Source organism: Ignavibacteriota bacterium, assembly GCA_016218045.1.
Taxonomy (GTDB): domain Bacteria; phylum Bacteroidota; class Ignavibacteria; order SZUA-365; family SZUA-365; genus JACRFB01.
The window spans coordinates 12,569-35,354 of the sequence record JACRFB010000016.1 but is presented as its reverse complement, the minus strand read 5'-3'; the positions used below and the strand labels follow the sequence as shown (position 1 = coordinate 35,354).

Annotated in this window: 21 protein-coding genes and 1 tRNA gene; 7 read left to right on the top strand and 15 right to left on the bottom strand. The window is 60.4% G+C overall.

The window, feature by feature from the left end:
- The first annotated feature begins 160 nt into the window (after nt 1–160).
- Complete coding sequence (locus HY962_05655) at nt 161–1,243, top strand: T9SS type A sorting domain-containing protein (GenBank protein ID MBI5646398.1); 1,083 nt, start codon at nt 161–163, stop codon at nt 1,241–1,243.
- Between the two features lie 304 nt (nt 1,244–1,547).
- Nucleotides 1,548–2,840 (top strand): hypothetical protein, encoded by a 1,293-nt coding sequence (locus HY962_05650; GenBank protein MBI5646397.1) that lies wholly within the window; start codon nt 1,548–1,550, stop codon nt 2,838–2,840.
- 30 nt (nt 2,841–2,870) lie between these two features.
- Here the strand turns inward: HY962_05650 and HY962_05645 are convergent, their stop codons facing one another.
- The 11 genes from HY962_05645 to HY962_05595 form a co-directional block, all read right to left on the bottom strand.
- Nucleotides 2,871–3,404 (bottom strand): hypothetical protein, encoded by a 534-nt coding sequence (locus tag HY962_05645; GenBank protein MBI5646396.1) that lies wholly within the window; start codon nt 3,402–3,404, stop codon nt 2,871–2,873.
- Between the two features lie 201 nt (nt 3,405–3,605).
- Entirely contained in the window at nt 3,606–4,649 is a 1,044-nt protein-coding gene (locus HY962_05640) for a 2-oxoacid:ferredoxin oxidoreductase subunit beta (protein ID MBI5646395.1), read from the bottom strand.
- Between the two features lie 13 nt (nt 4,650–4,662).
- Nucleotides 4,663–6,534: a 2-oxoacid:acceptor oxidoreductase subunit alpha gene (locus HY962_05635; GenBank protein MBI5646394.1), complete on the bottom strand. Its 1,872-nt coding sequence runs from the start codon at nt 6,532–6,534 to the stop codon at nt 4,663–4,665.
- Between the two features lie 87 nt (nt 6,535–6,621).
- Complete coding sequence (locus HY962_05630; GenBank protein ID MBI5646393.1) at nt 6,622–7,071, bottom strand: 50S ribosomal protein L9; 450 nt, start codon at nt 7,069–7,071, stop codon at nt 6,622–6,624.
- 52 nt (nt 7,072–7,123) lie between these two features.
- A complete protein-coding gene (locus tag HY962_05625; GenBank protein MBI5646392.1) occupies nt 7,124–7,612 on the bottom strand; it encodes a single-stranded DNA-binding protein in 489 nt (162 codons plus the stop codon).
- A gap of 54 nt (nt 7,613–7,666) precedes the next feature.
- Complete coding sequence (gene rpsF / locus HY962_05620) at nt 7,667–8,053, bottom strand: 30S ribosomal protein S6 (GenBank protein ID MBI5646391.1); 387 nt, start codon at nt 8,051–8,053, stop codon at nt 7,667–7,669.
- 154 nt (nt 8,054–8,207) lie between these two features.
- The gene (locus tag HY962_05615; GenBank protein ID MBI5646390.1) at nt 8,208–8,783 is read right to left on the bottom strand and encodes an aminoacyl-tRNA hydrolase; all 576 of its coding nucleotides are present in this window, start codon (nt 8,781–8,783) and stop codon (nt 8,208–8,210) included.
- 69 nt (nt 8,784–8,852) lie between these two features.
- A complete protein-coding gene (locus tag HY962_05610; protein ID MBI5646389.1) occupies nt 8,853–9,485 on the bottom strand; it encodes a 50S ribosomal protein L25 in 633 nt (210 codons plus the stop codon).
- Nucleotides 9,486–9,511: 26 nt separating this feature from the next.
- Nucleotides 9,512–10,486, bottom strand: a complete 975-nt coding sequence (locus HY962_05605) for a ribose-phosphate pyrophosphokinase (GenBank protein MBI5646388.1) — start codon at nt 10,484–10,486, stop codon at nt 9,512–9,514.
- 18 nt (nt 10,487–10,504) lie between these two features.
- Nucleotides 10,505–10,576, bottom strand: a tRNA-Gln gene (locus HY962_05600).
- 135 nt (nt 10,577–10,711) lie between these two features.
- Nucleotides 10,712–11,413, bottom strand: coding sequence for a metallophosphoesterase family protein (locus HY962_05595; GenBank protein MBI5646387.1), 702 nt, complete (start codon nt 11,411–11,413; stop codon nt 10,712–10,714).
- 242 nt (nt 11,414–11,655) lie between these two features.
- Between HY962_05595 and lptC the strand changes: the two genes are divergently transcribed.
- A complete protein-coding gene (lptC, locus tag HY962_05590; protein ID MBI5646386.1) occupies nt 11,656–12,984 on the top strand; it encodes an LPS export ABC transporter periplasmic protein LptC in 1,329 nt (442 codons plus the stop codon).
- A 24-nt stretch (nt 12,985–13,008) separates the two neighbouring features.
- Here the strand turns inward: lptC and HY962_05585 are convergent, their stop codons facing one another.
- The 4 genes from HY962_05585 to recG are packed head-to-tail and all read right to left on the bottom strand — an operon-like array spanning nt 13,009 to nt 17,339.
- Nucleotides 13,009–13,539, bottom strand: a complete 531-nt coding sequence (locus HY962_05585) for a TrmH family RNA methyltransferase (protein MBI5646385.1) — start codon at nt 13,537–13,539, stop codon at nt 13,009–13,011.
- 12 nt (nt 13,540–13,551) lie between these two features.
- Entirely contained in the window at nt 13,552–14,271 is a 720-nt protein-coding gene (rlmB, locus tag HY962_05580) for a 23S rRNA (guanosine(2251)-2'-O)-methyltransferase RlmB (protein MBI5646384.1), read from the bottom strand.
- 57 nt (nt 14,272–14,328) lie between these two features.
- Nucleotides 14,329–15,165 (bottom strand): class I SAM-dependent methyltransferase, encoded by an 837-nt coding sequence (locus HY962_05575; GenBank protein ID MBI5646383.1) that lies wholly within the window; start codon nt 15,163–15,165, stop codon nt 14,329–14,331.
- Nucleotides 15,162–17,339: an ATP-dependent DNA helicase RecG gene (gene recG, locus HY962_05570; protein MBI5646382.1), complete on the bottom strand. Its 2,178-nt coding sequence runs from the start codon at nt 17,337–17,339 to the stop codon at nt 15,162–15,164. The genes HY962_05575 and recG overlap by 4 nt, the downstream gene beginning before the upstream one ends.
- Nucleotides 17,340–17,466: 127 nt before the next feature.
- Here recG and HY962_05565 point away from each other — a divergent pair, with 127 nt between their 5' ends.
- The 4 genes from HY962_05565 to HY962_05550 all read left to right on the top strand — a co-directional run bounded on the left by HY962_05565 (nt 17,467) and on the right by HY962_05550 (nt 22,770).
- The gene (locus HY962_05565; protein MBI5646381.1) at nt 17,467–18,816 is read left to right on the top strand and encodes an amino acid permease; all 1,350 of its coding nucleotides are present in this window, start codon (nt 17,467–17,469) and stop codon (nt 18,814–18,816) included.
- Between the two features lie 112 nt (nt 18,817–18,928).
- Complete coding sequence (locus tag HY962_05560; GenBank protein MBI5646380.1) at nt 18,929–19,678, top strand: T9SS type A sorting domain-containing protein; 750 nt, start codon at nt 18,929–18,931, stop codon at nt 19,676–19,678.
- Between the two features lie 72 nt (nt 19,679–19,750).
- Nucleotides 19,751–20,191 (top strand): hypothetical protein, encoded by a 441-nt coding sequence (locus HY962_05555; GenBank protein ID MBI5646379.1) that lies wholly within the window; start codon nt 19,751–19,753, stop codon nt 20,189–20,191.
- A 29-nt stretch (nt 20,192–20,220) separates the two neighbouring features.
- Nucleotides 20,221–22,770: a SpoIIE family protein phosphatase gene (locus HY962_05550; protein MBI5646378.1), complete on the top strand. Its 2,550-nt coding sequence runs from the start codon at nt 20,221–20,223 to the stop codon at nt 22,768–22,770.
- The last annotated feature ends 16 nt before the right edge of the window (nt 22,771–22,786 follow it).

Genomic DNA, 22,786 nt, shown 5'->3' with positions numbered 1-22,786 from the left:
CATCGCGTGATGGGCGCCTGTTGCAGAGTAGAACGAAGCCGCGGTCGCACACAGGCGCGTTCCAATTCACGTGCATTCTCTGTACATTTGTAACTTGCGAGTTCGACATGTCCCTCCCAACTCTGACTCACAACGCAACTCACACATACCGGAGAGTTTCATGAAAAAAGTTACCTCGCTTTTAGTACTGCTCACCGCGTTGACGGTTAGTGCGGGCGCGCAGCAGACCTCTGCACCAACTTTCTCTCTGCCAGGCGGCGTGATCAGCGGAACTGCACAGGTGGAAGCGGCGGCCTATGGTCTGCCTGCGTACGCCATGCCGCAGTCGCGTTCCTTTGCCCCTCTGGCCCTCGACACGCTCGACGATCATTTCAAGCGCACAACGAGGTTCATGATCTATTCGTACCGTGATGCGAGCAACAACACCCTCCCTGTCATCGGTTCGAACGGCCTGTACCTGTTCATCGGTCAGAAATTCCCGATCAGCGGTTCGGCTCGCGTGCCGGGTGTGCTCATCGCGGTTGCCATCTCGCGTCCCGCCGTCACACCCGATACACTTCGCGCTATCATTTGGCCCGCCGATCCCGCAACGGGATTGCCCAACGGCCAGCTCGCCGGTTCCGGCCGTTTCATGACGGACGGCGTCGACACGAGCACAGTATCGCAGGTGTTCACCTACGTTGAAATGGAAGCCCCGACGGACGTCAGCGGCCCCTTTGTCGCAGTGGTACAGACCCGCCGCGGCGCCGCCACGGGCGACGATCTTTTTGTGATCTGGTCGAATCAGCACGGTGACGGCAAGGGCCAGAACCGCGCCTGTTTCCTTGTACCGAACGCACAGGGCCAGCTCACGGTCGGCAACCTCGGCGCCATCATCAATACCGGCGGCACACCGATCGACCTCGACGTCATGATCCTCCCGGTTGTGGACGGCAACGTGTCGGGCACCGATCGTCCCGCACCGAGCTTCGACGGCCTCACCCTTCTCGAGACGTATCCTCAGCCCTCGCAGGGCAGCTTCTTCGCGCGTTTCAGCGCAAAGCAGGCGATGTCCGTCACACTTGACGTGATCGATCCCGCAGGCCGCCTCATCGGTCAGAGCACTTCACACGAGCTCGTTCCCGGTGTCAACACGGTTCCCGTCTCGATTCCGCAGGGCACGATTGCCGCCGGCCGCTACTTCCTACGCATCAGCAACGGCGCGACCTCCTTCGCGACACCCGTCCTGATTTCGGGCAACTAGATCCTTTTTTCCTCCCAGGAGGCGGCGGAGTATCCGCCGCCTCTTTTTTTTTCGCGTCGATTCGTTATCACCGTCGACGGTGACCGTAGCGGCCGCCCCGCCCTCCCGCGCGGCGAAAACCCCGCACACAACAGTGTCAAGCAACAGGCCGGTCCCCGCCTTTCCGCGGTCAAGGAGCCGGATCCCATAATGAGAGAAATGCTCCAGGGAGGGGCGAGACACGCAGTCACACACCATCAATGCGTCTCACGCAAAGACTCCGTACTTTTGTGTACCCTGTACTATGTCATTCAAGGAGAACGGGATGAACCTGAAATCGGGATTGGTCCTTCTTGCGATCATGGCCACACTGATCGTGATCGCGCTGCTGGAACCGTGGAAGAACATCACATCGGATACGACGTCAACTGAGAGCGACGCGCGCGCCTCGGCTGTCTATCGCGAGGCGATGGAACTCTACAACCAGAATTCGGTCGAGGAGGCGTACCAGCGCTTTCAGTTACTGACGGACAATTATCCCGGTGATGCCGCGATGTGGGCATGGCGCGCCGAGGCCGCGCGTCGACTCGAAAAAAATGACGACTGCATCATGAGCGCGCGCGCGGCTCTGCGCATCGATCCGTGCAACAGCTTTGCGCACGCAGTGCTTGGTGATTTGTACAATCCCCAATATTCAACAACCGATCTCGGCAACGCGGATTCGACGTGGTCGCATCTGCTCGCGGCGGTGGACTGTAATCCTGACGAAGGCAACGCGTGGATGAGCGTATGGATCGAAGCAATGAGACGCGGTGACGCTGCGCGCGAGACACAAGCTCTTGAACGTCTCAGGAAATCCGGATTTTTTGCTGACTGCACGTACGCGTTGAATACCTGGGCGCTGCGTCTTCTTCCCCGCGATTGTATTCTTATTACAGGCGGAGATCTCGACACGTATCCCGCTCTCTGCCTGCAAACGGTCGACGGGTATCGCGCCGATGTAGCCGTGATCAACTACAATCTCCTCAATCTGCCATGGTATGTCGAACTCATGGCGACACGCTGGCAACTCCCGTTACCCATGTCGCGTCAGGCGATGGAGAACTACATCCCCGAACCCGAAACAAGCGCCGAGGATGGGACCCCTGTGTACACCATGCTGTCGGACGTGGTGCTGCGGGCGTGGAGCAAGGGCAAGGCGGCTGGTACGCTGGCAAAACCGATGATGATCGCGAGCACGTGCGACCGTGGCTTACACCGCAACTGGACCACACATCTGCGTTGCGTGGGATACGGGTACGAATGGGTGCAAAGCGGCTCGGACAAAGTGGATGCAGCATCCGTCACCCGTTCGCTCGAAGGCCTTGACGGCGTCGCGCTCGCGGGCCGGCCGTGGACCGAAATGGACAAGAGTTCCGTGCGGCGATCCGTGGCCGCGGGTTTTGCGGCGGGTCCGCCGTTGTTTGCCGGCCTCGTCGCGGCGCAGCAGCTCGCCGGGGAAGGAAAGAAGCAGGAGGCGACGGCATTGCTTGCCACGCTTCGAACATTAGCGCGATCCGCCCGCGTCGAAACAGAGTACGACGAATATTTCGGACAGCTTGAAACCGCGCTGAAATAAGTCCCTCAGCGCGTCCTGAGCAGGCGACGTTTACGGGTAGAAACGTACCCCTATCGCGCCTTGAAAATCGAAGCCAAAACCAGGCACGATTCCCAGAACGGGATTGAGTTCGAGGAATATTTCCACGGCGGAATTTTTCGGAATAATATCCAGCCCGAAGGCGCCCTTGGCTGCGATAAGCAGGTCGCCATCCTCGCGCCACCAGTAATCATCATCCCACTTTTTTCCGCGGTTCCAGATATACGTGCCTCGTTCGCCGAAGCCGACCACCGCACCGACTCCCGCGTACAGACTCACAACGCGCGAGTTGAACGCGTCGGGAAAATGCCAGAGGTAATCGGCATGGATGTGCGGATTGCCAAGATGCGACACGCCGATCGCCGCATCCCACGAGTTCATGCGGCTCTCCCAGAAGCGCAACGTCACTGCCGTCGGTTCGCCGAGCGAGAAACCGAAACCGAACGACCGCCCTTTCGGGCCCTGGGCCTGGCTTTCATTGCCGGCCACAAGAAGCGAGAAAACAAACAGCATCCATACGATGGCGGAACTACGTGAGCGGGTCATACATTCTCCAGACTGTGTAAGACGAAACATCCAAGAACAGTGCCATGCATAATGCCGCTGAAACACGCGGTTTTCCACATCCATGACAGAAGGACGTCTACAATAGCAAACACATATGATAGCTCGGTGATTCCCGGAATTGTAAAGGCCCCACCGTCGTGACGGAGGGGCCTTTGAAAGACGGGGATGAAGGGAGAAGAATCAGTTCGTATCGATTTTCCAGGTGTTGCCTTCGTGCAGGAGCTTGTCGAGATCTCCCGCGCCTTCCTTCCCGATGGTGGTATCGATCTGACGTGTGATATCGTCTTCACAGGTCGAGCGTTCGATATCGAGAAACACACCAAACGGCATCGGATAACCCGGTGCGTCGTTCATATGTGCGAGGATGAAGGCGAGTTCCTTCGACTTCTCGTCGTACACGAGAAGATCGTCCACCGAATACTCGCTGAGACTCACAACCTTCGGACGGAATCCATCGAGCTTGAGACCCTTGTCGCTTTCCTTGCCGAAGACGAGCGGTTTGCCGTGTTCGATGAAGATCGCGTTGTCGGCCTTTGTCTCCTTTTCCGTGTAGAGGAAGAAGGCGCCGTCGTTGAAGATGTTGCAGTTCTGCAGGATGTCGAGGAAGGAAATGCCATGGTGCTTGGCACCGCGCGCGATGACGTTCTGCATGTGTTTCTGATCACGGTCCATGCTGCGCGCGACGAAGGTCGCCTCGGCGCCGAGAGCCATCAGAACAGGATTGAAGGGGTGGTCCACCGCGCCGTACGGCGTGGAACGCGATTTCTGTCCATGCAGCGAGGTCGGGGAATACTGCCCCTTTGTCAAACCGTAGATCTGATTGTTGAACATCATCACGTTGATGTCGAAGTTCTTCCGACATGCGTGAATGAAGTGATTGCCGCCGATCGAGAGGCAGTCGCCATCGCCGGTCGCAACCCACACCGCGAGGTGCGGATGGGCGGCCTTCAGACCCGAGGCAATCGCAAGCGCGCGGCCGTGGATGCTGTGGAAGCCGTACGTGCTCATGTAGTACGGGAAACGGCTCGAACAGCCGATGCCCGAGATAAAGACCACGTCCTCTTTTTTATAGCCGAGGGCAGGCATGGTGCGCTGCACCTGCGCGAGGATGGAGTAATCGCCGCAGCCGGGGCACCAGCGGACGTCCTGGTCCGATGCAAAATCCTTGGCCGTATACTGCGGAGCGTCCGCAGCGGGAGTCAATGTTTTTTCGTCGGTAGACATTCTATGGCTCCTTTCACATCGATTCGAGAGTTTTCAATGCTTCTTCTTCGATCTCGGTCGGACCAAAGGGCAAGCCCTGGACCTTCGCGAACGTCTGGCCATCGATCATGTAGGTGGCCCGCAGGATGTAGGCAAGCTGCCCGAGGTTCATTTCAGGGATCAGCAGCTTCTTGTAGCTGCGCAGCACCTTCTCAAGATTCGCCGGGAACGGATTCAGATACTTGATGTGCACATGCGCCACCGACTTGCCCTTTTCCATCAGGCGTTCCGTGGCTGCGCGGATGGCGCCGTAGGTGCCGCCCCAACCGACAAGCGCGAGATCCGCGGTTTCGGGACCGAACACATCCTGATTCGGAATGGACTCGACCACCTTGGCAACCTTTGCGGCGCGCATCTCGGTCATGAACTGGTGATTTGACGGCTCATAGTTCACGTTACCGGTGATATGCTGTTTTTCGAGTCCGCCGATGCGGTGTTCGAGACCCGGTGTGCCGGGGATTGCCCAGGGACGGGACAGATCCTCGTTGCGCATATACGGTTTATAGGTTTCCGGATCGGTCGCATAGGACATGCGCAGATCGGGGAGACTGTCGGCCGAAGGCACGAGCCAGGGTTCGGAACCGTTGCCAAGATACCCGTCGGTAAGCAGGATCACGGGCGTCATGTATTTCAGTGCGATACGCGCGGCTTCGAGTGTCATCCAGAAGCAGTTGGCTGGTGACGCGGCCGCGAGGACGGGCAGAGGCGCCTCGCCGTTGCGTCCGAGAATCGCCTGGAAAAGATCCGACTGCTCGGGCTTGGTGGGCAGGCCGGTGCTGGGTCCGCCGCGCTGCACATTCACGATCACGAGCGGAAGCTCGGTCATGATGGCAAGGCCGACGGCCTCCTGTTTCAGAGCCATGCCCGGTCCGCTGGTGGTGGTAAACGCGAGAGAACCACCGAAGGCCGCGCCGATCGCGGTGCAAATGCCCGCAATTTCGTCCTCGGCCTGGAAGGTTTTAAAACCGAAACGTTTGTAACGCGACAATTCGTGCAGGATGTCGCTGGCAGGGGTAATCGGATACGTGCCTAGGAAACCCTTCAACTGCGAGCGTTCGCATGCGGCGATAATGCCCAGCGCGGTGGCCTCGTTGCCCGTCACGTTCCGGTAGGTGCCTTTCGGCAGCTTGGCCGGTTTCACATCGAAACGGTTCGAGAACAACTCGGCGGTCTCGCCAAAATTGTATCCCGCGCGAAGCGCGCGCTCGTTGCCTTCGGCGATAAGCGGATTCTTCTTGAACTTCGTCTTGATCCACTCGAGCGTCGTTTCCATCGGACGGTTGTACAGCCAGTACAGCAGGCCGAGTGCAAAGAAGTTCTTCGAGCGGGTGATTTCCTTCATCGACAGGCCGATGCCCTCGAGAGCAGCGGTTGTCATTTTGGTGACCGGCACTTCGTACACCTGGTAGCCGCGCAGCGATCCGTCTTCGAGCGGATTCACCTCGTAGTGCGCAAGCTTCAGATTCTTTGCGTCGAAGGAGTCGGTGTTGACGATGATCATACCACCCTCGCGCACGTCCTTCAGGTTCACCTTCAGGGCTGCGGGATTCATGGCGACAAGCGTATCAGGCCGGTCGCCGGGGGTATGGATGTCGCGATTACTGAAGTGAAGCTGGAATCCCGACACGCCGTACAATGTGCCGGCTGGGGCGCGAATTTCGGCCGGATAATCCGGAAGTGTGCTCAGATCGTTGCCGACAAGAGCAGTCGTGGACGTGAACTGCGAGCCCGTAAGCTGCATTCCGTCGCCTGAATCGCCTGCGAAGCGGACGGTCGCTTCATTCAACTCGACGAGTTCAACGATTTTTTTCTGCGTACCGTCGTGGGTTTCGATAGTGGTTTGCATACGTGGGCCTGGTCTTGTAGCACACCTGTGGTTCTTCTTATTTAAACGAGGTACAACGCGCGAGCGTTCCGACGCAACAGCGGACTGTTACTGGCGGACCACCCACACCTTCACCTTACCTGTCACATCATGGTGAAGCTTGATGCTGATGGTGTAAATGCCGAGCACTTTGATCGGCTCGTCGATTTCGATTTTGCGCTTGTCGATGTCGAAACCACGCTCGGCGAGTTTCTCGGCGATCATTTCCTTGGTCACGGTGCCGAAGAGCTTGTCCTCTTCTCCCACCGGCATCTGGATGGTGATCGCGTTCTCGTGTTTCTCGAGTTCCTGCGCGATGCGTTCGGCGTCCTTGAGTTCGCGGTTCATGCGCACGTGGAGGCGTTTCTTCTCCTCGTCAAGAACACGCGTGTTGCTCGCGGTCGCAACATAGGCGAGGCCGCGGGGCAGCAGGTAGTTGCGGGCGTAGCCGTCCTTGACCGAGACGACTTCGCCGATGGATCCCAACGTGGGGACGGATGCTCTGAGAATGACTTTCATATTCTGCTCCGGTGTATACTCTTTCGTTTCACTACAAGTTCGGTGGGTGATCTCACAGCACGTCGCGTTTTTCGGCGGACTCGAAGTGGCCGAAAGTCTGCGGATCGTGATCCTCGAAGAAGTCGAACATGTCGTCTTCCTGCACGCTGTGATCGTCACAATCCTCGCCGCTGAAGGCAACTCCATTCGTCTTCTGGAATTTGTTCAGGAACTGGATGCGACGCGCCTTCACTTCGAGGATGCTGCGATGGCTGCCGTCCTCCCCTTTCCAATTACGCGTCTGCAGCTCGCCTTCGATGAGCACGGCACTTCCCTTGCGCAGCCGCTGATGGCAGCTCTCCGCAAGTTTGTTCCATGCAACGATGCCGATATAGCAGACGTCCTCCTGCCAGGAATTATTCCTGTCGCGATACCGACGGTTGGAGGCGATGGAAAAGTTGACGACGGGGGTATTGTTCGACGTCGTCCGATAGACGGGATCCTTGGTGAGGTTCCCGACAATCAGGACATAGTTCAACTCGGGCATTTTCAGGTCGGCCATATCAGCTCCTGTTCCACTCGTCGCACCCCGCGCGCTGCGGGGCAGCCCGAAGGATTATTTCGCTTCTTCCGCAGCCGGAATCGCTTCGGTCTGCGCGGTGGTTTGGAGTGCGGCCAACGCGGCGCTGCGGACGCGTTTCGCCTCGAGCTGACGCTTATCGAGCTTCAGTGTGAGATAGCGCATGACGTTCTCGTCGAGCGTGAGAAAACGTTCCACGCGCTCGATGGTTTTGCCTTCCGCTTCGAACTCGAAACAGACGTAGAAGCCGTTGTGCTTTTTCGCGATCGGATAGGCGAGACGGCGGCGACCCATGCGGTCGACATTCACCATCTGGCCGCCGTTCTTCACGACGGTCTCTTCGGCGAGTTTGATTGCGTTTTCGATCTGTGCGTCGTCCAGTGCGGGATTGACGATGAACGTGCACTCGTAGTAGTTCTTCATGATGCGAGTCGTCCTTTGGACTGGTGGTACAAGCGGCCCGCCGGTGGTGCCGGCGAACAGGACTGGTAGGAATTATCAGTGTCTTTCACAACAGGCGTAAAAAAATGCCTGAACACAAAGGTACGGAGCGTTCGCGCCAATTCAAAACGGAGATTCACTCTCCGTGAAGCGGGTCACCCGCACCGTTGTAGCGATTCATGGCCGTCTGGAGACCCTCGAGCAGGGCGCAGCGAACGGCGTCGGCGGCGCGTGCAATAAGGGACGACGCTATCTTTTTTTCTTCGGGAAGAAAGGGCGAGAGGACGAAGTCCGCGGCGTCGACACCTTCGGGTACGGGTCCGACCCCGCAGCGCAGCCGCGCGATGCGATCCGTGCCCAGCGTTTCGATGATATGCTCGAGCCCGCGCTGTCCGCCGCTGCTCCCGTCCTTGCGGAGGCGCAGCGTGCCGAGGGGCAGGGCGATATCGTCGCACACCACGAGCAGGCGTTCGGGCAGGAGTTCGTCGAGATCGAGCGCCAGTTGCACGGCCGCCCCGCTGAGGTTCATGTAGGTCCACGGCCTGATGAGCTGCAAGCGCGCGCCCTCGAGGCGCGCCTCGCACAGGGAGTGGTTGAGCCGCGGGACGGGCACCGCGGCGCCGAGATCCATGGCGAGCCGTTCAATAACACGAAACCCGATGTTATGTCGGGTTTCGAGGTACTCTTCGCCGGGATTTCCGAGTCCGGCTATACAAGCGACAGGTCGGTCCGCGTCCTCAAAGGGCGCGAGTCCGAATATGCGCGGGAGCACGCGCAGGGCTTAGTCTTCGTCGCTGCTCTTGCCGCGGCCGATGACTTCGGGCTCGGTCGGACGCTCGCCTTCGGCGGCGGGGGTTTCCTGGGCGCCGCGCGAGTGCGTGACGCTGACCACCGCGGTGTCGGGATCGCCATAGATGTGCAGGTTCGCCTGCGCAAGTGATCCGAGCGTGATGATGTCGCCGATATGCATGGCGTTGATGTCGATCTCGATGTGCTCGGGAAGATCCGAGGCGAGGCACTCGACGTCGAGTTTATGCAGGATGTGATTCAGCACGCCGCCGTCGCGCACGCCGGGCGCCGCGCCGCGGAGCACGACCGGGACTTCCATGCGGATCTTCTCGGTAAGCTCGAGACCCATGAGGTCGAAGTGGGCGATCTTATCCGTCACCGGATCGAACTGAATGTCGCGGATCACGCATTTGCGGGCGGTGCCGTCGCTGAGCTGCAGATTGACGATGTGTGTGTCGGCGGTGTAGACGAGGGGACGCATGTCCAGCGCCTTGACATGGATGGCGATGTTTTCCTCGTTGCGGTGGTAATACACGCCGGGCACCAATCCTGCGCGGCGCAGTTGATTCGCGGCACTGCGGCCGTTCGGATTCCGAATCTCGGCATTCAGGGTGATTTCACTCACGATACTTCTCCTGGTTCCTATGAAAACTACATGATTTTGTCTTTGTCAACATCGAAGAGCGAACTGATCGACTGGTGCAGATGCGTGCGCTTGATCGCCTCGGCGAAGAGGTCGGCCACGGTCAGCACCTCGACGATACCCGTTTCGGACGCGGTGTCGCGCAGCGGGATGGTGTCCGTCACATATAATTTTTTGATGCCCGAATCGACAAGCCGTTTGACCGCGGGACCCGACAGCACGGCGTGTGTGCAGGCACCGAACACGTCGAGCGCCCCTTCCTTCCGGAGCGCGGTCACCGCGTTCGAGAAGGTGCCGCCTGTGTCGATGATATCGTCCACGATCAGCACGTTTTTCCCTTCGACGCTGCCGATGATGTTCAGCACTTCCGACATATTGTGCTGGTCGCGCCTCTTGTCGAGCACCACGAGATCGGCACCGAGCCGCTTGGCGTACGCGCGCGCCATCTTGATGCCGCCCACATCGGGCGAGACAACGGCGAGATTCGGGATTGCCTGATTCTTGAAATGCGGGATATAGACCGCCGACGAATACAAGTGGTCGAGCGGAATATCAAAGAATCCCTGGATCTGCGGTGCGTGCAGATCCATCGAGATGATGCGGTCGACCCCCGTGCTCTGCAGCAGGTTCACCACGAGTTTTGCGGTAATGGCGACACGGGGCTGATCCTTGCGATCCTGCCGGGCGTAGCCGAAGTAGGGAATGACCGCGGTGATGCGCCGGGCGGACGAACGTTTCGCCGCGTCGAGCATGATGAGCAACTCCATCAGGTTTTCCGCCGGCGTGAAGGTGCTCTGGATGATGAAGACATCCTTGCCGCGGATATTCTCCCCGAATTTCACCCACAGCTCACCGTCCGAGAAAGTTTTTATCTCGCAACGGCCAAGCGGCTGTCCGATGACGTCAGCAATCTGCTGGGCCAGCACCGGATTTGCGCGTCCGGAGAAAACCACCAAGTCTGTATGATGTTCGAAGTCGTTCATGGCTCTGGTACATCGTCGCTGGGGCGGGAGGATTCGAACCTCCGCGTGTCGGCTCCAAAGGCCGATGCCTTACCGCTTGGCTACGCCCCAAACGGACGGCGCAATTCCGCGCCGATTCAGCACGAACCACAAAGATAGGTTTTTCGGAAATGACAATCAAATACCGGCACAAAAATGATCACGCCGGGCACGATGCGTCCCGCTGCTCCGATGTGGGGGCAGTTCTCAGCGTCCGTCCAGCAGCCGTTCCGCCAGCCGGCGCGGCAGACCCGCTGCCACTATTTTTCGCGCTGCAACGGCCACATCGTAGTCCACGCGATGGTTGTCGTAGGTTGCGGCGACGGTGTCGAGCAGACCGTAACTGGCCCGCCAGTCGCCGTCGCGCGGTTGGCCGACGGAGCCGGGATTAATGATGAAACGTCCGGTGGCGGAGTACTCCTGCACGGCCGGTTCCAGAGAAAATATCGCGGGCTGATGTGAATGACCGACAAAGCAGAGCCGTTCGCGAAACGCCGCGGACTGCGAGCGCGCCTCGAGACCGCTGAAAAGATAGTCCCATCTCTCAGGCGAGCGTGGAGTGGAATGGACGAACAACATGCCGTCGAAGCTGATGCGGTACGGCAGACTCCTCAGCTCGTCGAGTTCCCTTTCGCCGAGTTGTTTCGCTGTCCATCGGATTGCGAACGCCGCGTTTTCGGAGAAGTAGCGCCGCTTCTCCGGTGAGAATGCCGCCTCGTCGTGATTCCCCATGATGATATCCACACCGCGCCCGCGCAGCAACGCCATACAGGCCGATGGATCGGCACCATAGCCCACCACATCGCCAAGACAGATGATTCTGTCGGCGCTGTGCCGGTCAATATCCTCGAGAACCGCCGAGAGCGCCTCGAGGTTGGAATGGATATCGGAAATAATCGCCAGACGCATAATGGTCGCGCTGTACGCGGCATCCCTGCAGAGGGGTGGGAACAAATTATGGCGGCAACCTAGAAAGCGGGAGCACGAAAAGCAACTGCGCGCATGTGGTGTATTCTCGTCGTGTTCCTGCTTCGCCCGCGGTTTTGTATGTTCATGGTTCCATGAGTGTGCGAGAAGCCATACATCCGTCAGGATCCGCGTGCCGGATCCCGAAGCGGCGAACGAGGCAGGGGTGCGCTGCGCGGTCCGCGATGACCAGCGTCTGTATCGTTCATCACGTGATCCTTGCTGTCGTCGCTATTTGTTTCGTCACGCCCAACCATCGCGGAAACGCGCAGGACCGCAACCTGGTGCATGTGGAGCATGCCGACAGTCTCGTCGGCAGCTCCATCGACGGTGTTGATTACAGGGAGCTGATCGGGGGTGTGCGCATACGGCAGGATAATGTGCGCATCAGTTGCCAGCGCGCGCTGCAGAACCTCGACGCCAACGAAGTGGAACTGATCGGCGACGTCGTCATCACGCAGGATACACTCGTTGTAAAGACGAGACGCGGCATGTACAACGGAAACGAGCGCGTGGCGTGGTCGTCGAGCGGAATTTTTCTGCACGACGGGCACACCACACTTACGGCGGAGTCCGGCCGTTACGAGTCGCGGCCAAAACGCGCGCGATTCTCGTCGCGCGTAACCGTCGACGAGCCCGACGCCTTTATCCGCTCATCCAGCCTCGTGTACGAGCGCGACAGCGCCAAGGCGGTCGCGACAGGCGAGGTCCGCGTGCGATTCAAGGGTGAAAACGTCCTGGTGACGGGCGACAGCGTGGTCCATTACATCGACAGGAAATTCACCGTGTTCACTGCGTCGCCATCGTTATGGCAGATAGACACGACGGTGGTGCGGCGCGATTCCGTGACGATGCACCCCGACTCTATACGCCTCGACACGACACACATCACCGCGCGGCGCATGGAAGCGCGGCGCGATTCCGTCAACCGCTTCACCGCCACGGGTGATGTCGCGATGCTGCGCGGAGATCTCGCCGCCCGCTGCGGCGAAACGGAATACCGCCGCAGCGACAGCATGCTTGTGCTGCGTTACGCCCCGATCGCCTGGTACGAGCAAAGCCAGATCACGGGCGATTCCATCGCGCTGTTCCTGGCCGACGGCACACTGCGCCGCATGAGTGTGATCCGAAACGCATTCAGTCTGTCTCAAAGCAAGCCCAGCGACACGGCGAGCGTGTGGCCCGAGGGACGATTCGATCAGACCAAGGGAAAAAACATCCACCTCACGTTCGTGGAAGAGAATCCCGATTCGATACGTGTGGAAGAGACCGCGGTGAGCTTGTACTACCTGTTCGACGGAAACGCGCTGAACGGGGTGCGGCGGGAGAGCGGTGACCTTATCATCATCCGTTTTGTCGACGGGGAAGCTGAAACGATACACACCATCGGCGGCGTCGAGGGCACATATTTCCCGGAAAAATTCGTGACGGGAAAAGAGGAGACCTACAATCTGGAAGGATTCATGCTGCGCGACGACAAACCCGCGCGCGCGGCATATCCCGCCATCGAGTAGCAGCCTGTCATCGCCGCTCCGCGCCTATGCGCGTGTGAGAGCGCGGACACACTCGAAGAGCATGATGCCCGTGGCAACAGACACGTTGAGTGACTGTTTGACGCCGAACATCGGGATCTCGTAGGCAAGGTCGCAGTATTCAAGCGCGCGCTCGCCCAATCCCGATACCTCATTGCCCACCACAACAACGAGCGGAAACAACGCGGGGGTCAGGTCGAAACACGAGCGGCTCGCGTTCGTGTGTTCGAGCGCCGCGATGGTATTGCCCTCGGCCTTGAGCCGCGCGAGCGCGTCTCCGATATCGGGCGCATATTCCCACGACACACTCGCGGTGGCACCAAGGGCCGTCTTCTCGATCTCCTTCCGCGGCGGGTGCGGCGTGAATCCGCAGAGAACAAGTTTCGCGACACCGGCCGCGTCACAACTGCGGAAAATCGAACCGACATTGTACAGCGAGCGGACGTTGTCGACGACCAGGGTGATCGGATGTCGCGGCGCCGTGGCGATGCCTGACACCGGCACTCGCGGGATCTCGTCGTGGAGCAGTTTGCGCAGGGCCACGTCGGATCAGATGCGCGAGCGGCGCACTTCGTAGAGCATGAGAGCGGCCGCGACCGAGGCATTGAGTGAATCGACACGACCCCACATCGGGATGCGCACCATGTCGTCGCAGACGGCGCGCACCACCGGGCGTATGCCCTTTTCGCTGCCGATGACGATACAGAGCGGACGCGCGCCGTCGGTGCCGAACAGATCGGTGCCGCCGTTGCTGTCGAGTCCGACAATCCAGATCCCGCGTTCCTTCATCGCCTCCAGCGCCTGCTGCAGATTCACGACGCGGGAGACCGGCAGATACGAGGTGGCGCCGGCGGAGCCCTTCACGACGGTTTCAGAGATCATGGCGGCCTCGTGTTTCGGAAGCACCAGGCCGTGCACACCCGCACAGACGGCTGTGCGCATGATGGCGCCGAGATTGTGCGGATCCTTGATGCCGTCGAGTGCGAGAAAAAAGGGCGCGTCCTGTTCCACCTCGATGCCGAGCAGTTCGTCGAGTTCGAGTGTGCGGACATCCTCGATGAGCGCCGCGATACCCTGCGCATGGCGCACGTCGCCGAGGCGGTCGAATTTGTCCTTGGGCAGCGTCGTGACGGGTATGCGGCGTTCACGCGCGAGCGCCTGGATTTCGCGCACCGATTCGCCATGCGTGCCGAAGCGGAAATAGATCTTCGCCACACGCCCGCCCGAGCGCACAGCTTCAATGATGGGATTGCGTCCGATGATCAGCATGATGCGAGAATACGGAAAGCGGACGTGAGAACACAGGCCGGGCGCGCCGGAGTGCGATCACGCCGGTTTTGCCTCGAGGAGCATGATAAGTCCGAAGCGCGCGCCGAGCGCGCGTACAAGCGGGCGCGGATACAACGCGCGCAACAGGCGGAACACGCGCGACCGATAGCGATCGCTCGGTTCTATCAACAAAAGATCTCCGGGTCCCAAATGCAGCGTGGCGCGCACGTCGCGGAACCCCGCATCGAGGAGCAGCGCACGCGCCTCGCGCACCGAGTACGACATGGTGCCCGGACTCTCGAGGTGTTCATACACCGCGCGGCGCGGCGTCGTAAACGGCCGCAGACGCGCGAGGCAGTGCACGGCCCACAGCATCCACGCCGTCCAGCTCGGCCGGTGGTACAACATCACCCGCAGTTCGCCGTCGGGCGCGAGCACACGGCGGGCTTCACGAAACGCGGCGGGCGGATCGGGCGTGTGATGCAGGACGCCGTACGAGTAGACGAGATCGAAGGACGCATCTGCAAAGGGCAGACGTTCGGCGTCGGCGCTGCGAAGCGTGCAGGCGGCGGGATCCATGCCGGCGGCTTCGATGTGCTCGCGCGTGCGTGATATCGCGGTGTCGGTGAGATCGACACCCGTGGCAATTGCTCCGGCACGGAGCCAGGCGAGGAAATCACTCCCCGCACCGACACCTATTTCAAGCACACGCCGGCCGGACCAGCGGCCCGCATCCTGAAATGGCAGGATCCACGGCTCGAGAGACGCGCGCGTCCCGCGAATCTGCCGGTAGTACTCCGCGCGGTCCGACGCCGTGCCATAGCGCGTGCCGCAGGTTTCCAGCTCCCAGTGCGCGCGCACGCGCTGCTTTTGTTCTTCCCGTTCCATGCTCATGCCGTCTCCGACGCATCAGCCGCGAGGCGCAGACGCGCCCCGTACATGTCGCGCAGCAGGGCGTGCGCGGGGTCGCGCAGGTGGGGATCACGCGCGACCAGCGCGAAGGCCTCGTCGCGTGCAGCGCGCAGAAGGTCGCCGTCGCGCAGCAGGTCGGCGATACGCAGCGGCGGAAAGCCGCTCTGTGCCGTTCCCCACAGATCTCCCGGACCACGGATCGCAAAATCTTCCTCCGCGATGCGGAATCCGTCGAGTGTGTCGCGCAACGTTTCAAGGCGGCGGCGCGCATTGCTTCGCGCGGCGCGCTCCTCGTCGTTGGGAGCGGAGCCGTACAACATGGCGCGATCGGTCATGAGTATGCAGTAGCCCTGCTCCGTCCCGCGTCCGATGCGGCCGCGGAGCTGATGCAACTGCGCGAGTCCGAAACGCTCCGCGTGTTCGATGAGCATGACCGTCGCGTTGGGCACATCGACACCGACTTCGATGACGGTTGTAGAAACAAGTATCTGCGTCCGCCCGCTTTTAAAGCGGTTCATCACCGCCTCCTTCTCGCGGGCCTGCATCTGCCCGTGCAGCAGCTCGACCGAAAATTCCCTGAACACCTCCGACGACAGCCGCGCGTGCTCGGTGCTGGCCGCCTTGAGGTCGATCTTTTCGGATTCGGTGACGAGCGGAAACACGATATAGGCCTGCCGTCCCCGTGTTGCCTCGGCGCGTATGAATTCATGCACCTTCGCACGATCCTCCTCGAAACGTATCGCGGTCTGGATGTTCTTCCTGCCGGCGGGCAGTTCGTCGATCACCGAGACGTCGAGTTCGCCGTACAACGTCATCGTAAGCGTGCGCGGAATAGGCGTGGCCGACATGACGAGCACGTCGGGCATAAGACCTTTATGCCTGAGCGCCGCGCGTTGCATAACCCCGAAACGATGCTGTTCATCGATGACCGCAAGTCCGAGCCGGTTGAAGGAGACGGCGTCTTCGATCAATGCGTGCGTGCCCACGACTATGGCCGCCTCGCCCGACGCGATCGCGGCATCGATGCTCGCGCGTGCGGCCGCCGCCTGCTGTCCGACCCGCAAGCACACGGGCACGGGCGTGTTCCCGAGCAGCGCGCGGATCGTGCGGAAATGCTGTTCGGCGAGCACTTCCGTGGGCACCATCAGCGCGCACTGATACCCGTTGTCGACCGCGACAAGCATGGATAGCAGCGCCACGACGGTTTTGCCCGATCCCACGTCCCCCTGCAACAGACGATTCATCGGTTCGGGCCGCGCCATGTCGGCCGCGATCTCGCGCAGCACCCTGCGCTGTGACGCGGTGAGGTCGAACGGAAGCGACGAGACGAGCGCGCGTGCGGAGGGACTTTCGCTGCGGAAGCTGATGCCGCGCTCCGTCGCTGCGCGCGCGCGGCGCTGCAGAGCAATGCCGAGCAGCAGCGCAAAAAACTCGTCGAAGACCAGTCGCCGCCGCGCCTGCTCGAGCTGTTCGAGCGAGGGGGGGCGATGTATGTGCAACACCGCGTCACGCAGAGGAACAAGTGATTGCCGCGCGCGCAGCGCAGCGCCGTCATCCGAGGCGAACGGATCGACGATACCCTCGAGTCCGTGCTGCAAAGCCGTGTGCATGAGGCGGCGGAAACCATGGTGGCGGTTGAGACCGACACGTTCAAGTTCCGCGCCGGAGGGGTACACCGGCACGATACCGCCCGTGTTGATGAACTCGAGCGTCTCCTCGTCCTGCAGGCGGTCGATGGACGGGTGTACCATGTTCGGTCGCCTGCCGTACATCGCCACCACACCCGAGACGGCGAGTGTTTCATCCTGCGTGAACGCCTTCTGCCAATACTGCAGTCCCTGGAAAAACACGAGGTCCATGGATCCGACCAAATCGCGCAGCGTCACGACCAGGCGCTTGCGGCCGCGGCCCAGAGTTACGATACCCGTGACGCGCCCGATCACCGTCACCGTTTTGTCGATGTGCTCGTCCAGCCTGGTCATCGGCACGATGGTGCTTCGGTCCAGGTAACGCCGCGGGAAGTAGTAGAGCAGATCCTCCACCGTGTGTATCCCGATGCCATGCAGCACCTCGGTGCGGTATTTTCCGACGCCGGGCAGTTGTGTGACTTCTCGGAAACGGGCGAGTATGGCGTCGGGCGCCTGCTGTGTCTTCATGCGAATCCTCAAAAAGTAACCATGATCACGGGTCGGTGCAACGGGGAACGGGGAACGGGGAATACGTGGATTGGGAGGTGTGATGCAGGGATCTTGGCGGAATCGTGCGGATTCACTATTCTGCGCGATGCCTGCCACAGAGACGTTTCGACGCAGACTGGGGATTTTCGACTTGACGATGATCGTCGTGGGTGCGGTCATCGGATCGGGGATTTTCCTCACTCCTTCCATGATCATGCGCACACTCGGCGATCCGTCCCTGGTGATCGGCATCTGGATATTCGGCGGACTGATGGCCGTCGCAGGCGCATTTACATTTGCCGAACTCGCGCATGTACTCCCGCGTGTGGGCGGCATCTATGCCTATCTCACGGAGGCCTATTCGCCTTATGCGGGTTTTGCATACGGGTGGTGCATGCTTCTTGTGATGAATTCCGGATCGCTTGCGGCGCTTTGTACCGCCTGTGTCTCGTATATCGCCTACTTCTTCCCTATGTCGGCGATCGTCCAAAAATGTACGTCTCTCGGACTGTTTTTGTTCCTGACTGCGGCCAACATTTTTGGTATCCGTCAGGGCAGTCTGATTTCGAACATATTTTCGCTCGCAAAAATCATCGGCATCGCGGTGCTTATCGTCGGAGCGATGGTTCTCACCCCTACGGCGGCCCCAAGCGTGGAGGCGCTTGCGCTGCCGTCGGGCAACATGTTATCGGCGTTCGCCGTCGCGATGGTCGGCATCTTATGGTCCTACGGCGGCTGGCAATACGCCACGTTTCCCGCATCCGAGGTCCGCTCGCCCTCACGCGCCATCCCGCTGTCAATACTTATCGGCATCACGGTGATCATCATCCTGTACCTCGGCGCGAACCTGGCGTACCTCTCCGTGCTCGGACCCGCGGGTGTCGCGCGGGAGGCGCGCGTGGCATCGAGCGTTGCCGAACTGCTTGCGGGACCCGCCGGAGGCGCCTTTATCGCCGTGTTGATCGCCGCATCCACGCTCGGCACGGCCAGCGTGTACACACTCGCCGCGCCGCGCATCTATTACGCGATGAGCCGCGACGGATTGTTCTTCTCCAAAATCGGACAGCTTCATCCAAAATATGGCACGCCGGCGGTGGCACTGCTCGTGCAATGCGCCGTCGTGGCCGTGCTCATTTTTTCGGGCTCATTCGAGGATCTCATCTCCTACGTCGCCTTTGTCGATTGGATTTTTTACGCCGCGGCGGCGGGCGCCGTGTTTGTGTTCCGGAAATCGCATCGGGATGCCGAGCGGCGCTATTCCGTGCCGGGATATCCGGTGACTCCGGCCGCCTTTATCCTCGTATCGATCTGGTTCGTGATATACCTGTTCATCGGCCAGCCCGTCAAATCCGGCATCGGGCTCTGCATCCTTCTGGCCTCGTATCCCGTGTACCGGTACAGGAGGTCGCAGTCGGGGCATGAAACCAAATCGGCCCCGCCGTTGTCTGATACATAGAACGGGCGCCTCGAAGAAAAAACTTCCAATGACCGCCCGAAAGCGTTTGCGTTTCAAAGACGTTCATCGGTAAATTGTTGCGTCATATAAAAGACAAAGGACCATTGACACGATGAAAAAAATTGCCACGATGCCCGTATTTCTCCTGAGTACGATTCTTTTGCTGTCGGCGATGCACACAGCCACGTCGCAGCTCATGAACGTCAAGGAAAAAAAGATGCTCGTGACCGGGACGCCCGGTTCATATCTCGAGCCGTCCGCCGAAGTACACAACAACACCGCGGCGGATCTGTCGGTGCGCGTGCAGCGCACGGACGTGACCATGCCGCAGGGTTGGGCGGTGTCCTTCTGCCTCGTCAACTGCTACTCGCCAGAAGCAAGCGACGTGGTCGACATCATTCCTGCGGGCGAGACCTATTCGATGAAACCCACGTTCGAGACGACGCCGGTCGCAGGTGAAGGGAGTGTGACCTACACTCTCAGCCCCGTGCAGAATCCGTCCGAAAAATACGTGTTGACCTTCCGTGCATCGACCAATTCGACGAGCACGCCCGATGTCACCACGATTCCGCGCACCGTGACACTTGCCCAGAACTATCCGAATCCCTTCTCCCTCTCGGGTTACGCGGTGACAAGCATCGCCTACGGACTCCCGCGCAACGGATTTGTGACCGTGAAGGTGTTCAACCTGATCGGCCGCGAAGTGCGCACCCTGGTGAGTGAAGTGAAACCGGCCGGATTGTACACCGCGATTTGGGACGGTCGCGACGACCAGGGCGCCGTGGTGCCCAGCGGCATCTACGTGTACAAGATCTCGACCGGATCGAGCAATCTCTCGCGCCGCATGCTTCTCTCGCACTAAGAAAAACGCGATCTTCCATGAAGGCAGTCAGAAATGACTGCCTTCTTTGTTTCTGAATATGTAGATTCGCACATGTCCCGACACGACATTCCTCACCACATCACGGCAGGCGGTCGTATTCCGCGCGTGCCCGCATTCCCGCGGTTGCTTTTGATCGTATGTGCCGCTCTCATTGTATCGGGGTGCGCGGGCACAGTCCCTGCGCCGATGCAGGGCGGCGGCGACGCGGCCGACGGCATCCGGGTGGTGACGCACAACAACACGACCTTCGATTTTCGGGACGGCTGGCGTTTGACCCTCGGCGGCATTGAGGGGAATGCCGACATACAGTCCGCCGGTGAAGCGATGATACAAAAGGACACGACACTCTCATATTGGGACGTGTCCTCGGCCGCGTCGAACTCGCGCGGGAATTCCACCTCGCGCCTCCTTCTGACCGTCCTCGGCGTAATCCTGGTCATCGGCCTGGCTGCCTTGATCCTGTACGCCGCTTTCCCCGCGACGGACAAGTAGGCGCCGCCACGCAGGCGGACCGCACGGTCATGACACACGAGACGACGTGGATAGTTGAAGGAGCTCCGCGCGGCACCGCATTGACACGCTTCTGGAACGCGCGTCCCGCGCTGGCCCGCAGTGTGTACGTTGCGGCTCTTGTGCTCGCTGTGGCGTATTCGGCCTTCCACCTGATCCGCTACGCGTCGATTACCACCGACGAGAACGTATACGTCGACAGTCCCGACGGCCTCCTGATCGTCTCGATCGTGCCTGGTGGTGTGTCGGACAAGGCCGGCCTGCAGGTGGGCGACATCATCGTCGAGGTAAACGGCAATCCGGTCCGCACCGCGGGTGAGGCCATGGTGTACATCGTGAGCGGCAGCAAGGGCAAGCGGCTCGAATATGTCGTGCGCCGCGATGGCCGCACGATCCCGATATCCGTTGTCCTCGCCGATTACGGCATCACACTCTTCACCCTCTCGCTGATTCTGACAGGCGTCGCTTTTCTCGCGCTCGGCGCCTTCGTCTCATTGCGACGGCCCGAGAGTCCGCTCGCGCGTCTTTTCGGGTGGGGCATGCTTCTCACCGGACTTTTCCTGGTGGTGAACTTCCATTACCCCATCTGGTATTACGTCTCCTTTCTCGACGCCATCAATCCGTACATCATGATGCTCTCGTACGGCTTCGGTGTCAGCGTGATGTACCACCTGTTCCTTCTATTCCCTGCGCCTCGTCGGTTGGGCATGCCACCCCGCTGGTTCATGCTGATGTTGTACGGTGTGCCCGCATTTGTGGCCCTGTTGGTGTTGCTCCGGCTGCTGCCGACCAAGCCGCTGCCGATGATCGTGTCGGTGTTCCTGCTCCTGGGCACAAGCGAACTCCTGATCCGCCGCGTCTTCCGCCTGCCTGCAAATCCCGCCTACGAGCCGTTGGCCGGACAGGTCCAGATCGCCGGGATTCTTGCAGGACTCACTTGTTTCGGTTGGATTTTTGTGCGTGAATCCTCGCTCTGGCAGGCCGTCTTTTTTCTTCAGCTCGCGGTTCCCCTGCTGCTGCTGCTCACAATCATCCGGCACCGGCTGTTCGATCTGTACATCATCATCCGGCGCGCCTCATTGTACCGTGTCGCGACAGCGGCGTGGAATTCGGGGATAGCGGTCGCGGGTGTGGCCATGGTGCTCATTCTCTCGACGACCGCGTGGGATCTGCCCGTGCTGCGATTCTCGGGCACAAGCGTGCAGGTGGTGCAGCATCGGAGTTTTCCGCCCGAGGAACGCGAGACCATCGAGAAACGCGTGATGCTCATCGTGGCGCTCGCTCTTGTGGGCGGCCTCTGGCGACTGCACCGCTCCGGGGCGCGTTTCATCGATCAGAAATTTCATCGCGGCGATTACGATTACAGGGAGGCGTTGAACAAGTTCAGCCAGCTTTCGACACAATTTTCCGATGTGCCTTCGCTCGCCGCCGCCGTCGTGCGCGACCTCCCGGCGCTGATGCATCTCTCGGGCGCCGCGTTTGCGCTGCGCATGAACGGCGCGTACACGATACACGCGTGCGAGGGGCTGCGTCTCGACCTCGACGGCGCACCCGCGCTGCCATCCAATGCCGTCTGGATAACCGAACTTGCCGGCACCGACGCGGTCGACAACATCGGCGCGCGCGCCGCGCTCGGCGAGGCGGGAGTGGAATTCGTGACGCCGGTCATTCTCGACAAACGCATCGAGGCGCTGATACTGCTCGGGGAAAAACTCTCCGGCATGAACTTCTCGAAGGACGACGTGGAACTGCTCGACAGTCTCGCGATCAACGTGGCCGACGCGCTTCTGACCATGTCGTTCTACGAGCATGCCAAGGAGCAGGCGCGGCTGCGGCGCGAACTCGAAATAGCTCGGCGCATACAGCTCAGCACGCTGCCCGCCGAGCTGCCGGAATTTCCGGGCATCGAGGTCGCCGCGGTCTCATCGCCGGCCACGGAAGTAGGCGGCGACTTCTATGATTACCTCGGACATCACGACGCGATCACCTTCCTGGTGGGCGACGTCTCGGGCAAGGGTACATCGGCGGCCTTGTACCTTTCACGCATACAGGGAATTGTTCGTGCGATCGACTCGTACGGCCCCTCGCTGCACGAGCTGTTCGTGCGCCTGAACGGCCAGATGTTCGACCATATCGAGCGGCAGGCATATGTGACAATGGCGGCGCTGCGACTGGATCTCATCCGCGGGAACGTGTCGTATCTGCGCGCGGGACACCTGCCCCTGCTCCACTACCGCGCGAGTGACGGCGCGGTACTGCAGCATCGCCCGAAGGGCATCGGAATCGGCCTCGACAGCAGCATGTTCGGCGACAATCTCGAGCTTGAAACATTTCCGATGGAAGGCGACGACGTGTTCCTGCTCGTGTCGGACGGCATCACCGAAGCGACACATGTATCAGGGGAACAGTACGGTCTCGACCGCCTGGTGACGGCCTTCCGCGCGGCCTGCGCGTTCCCGGCCGAGGGCATCAAAGCCGCCATACTCGAGGATGTCGCGCGTTTTGCCGGGAGCGCGGAACAGCACGACGACATGACCGTGCTTGTTGTGAAACTGCGCTGACAAGATCCGCGCACAG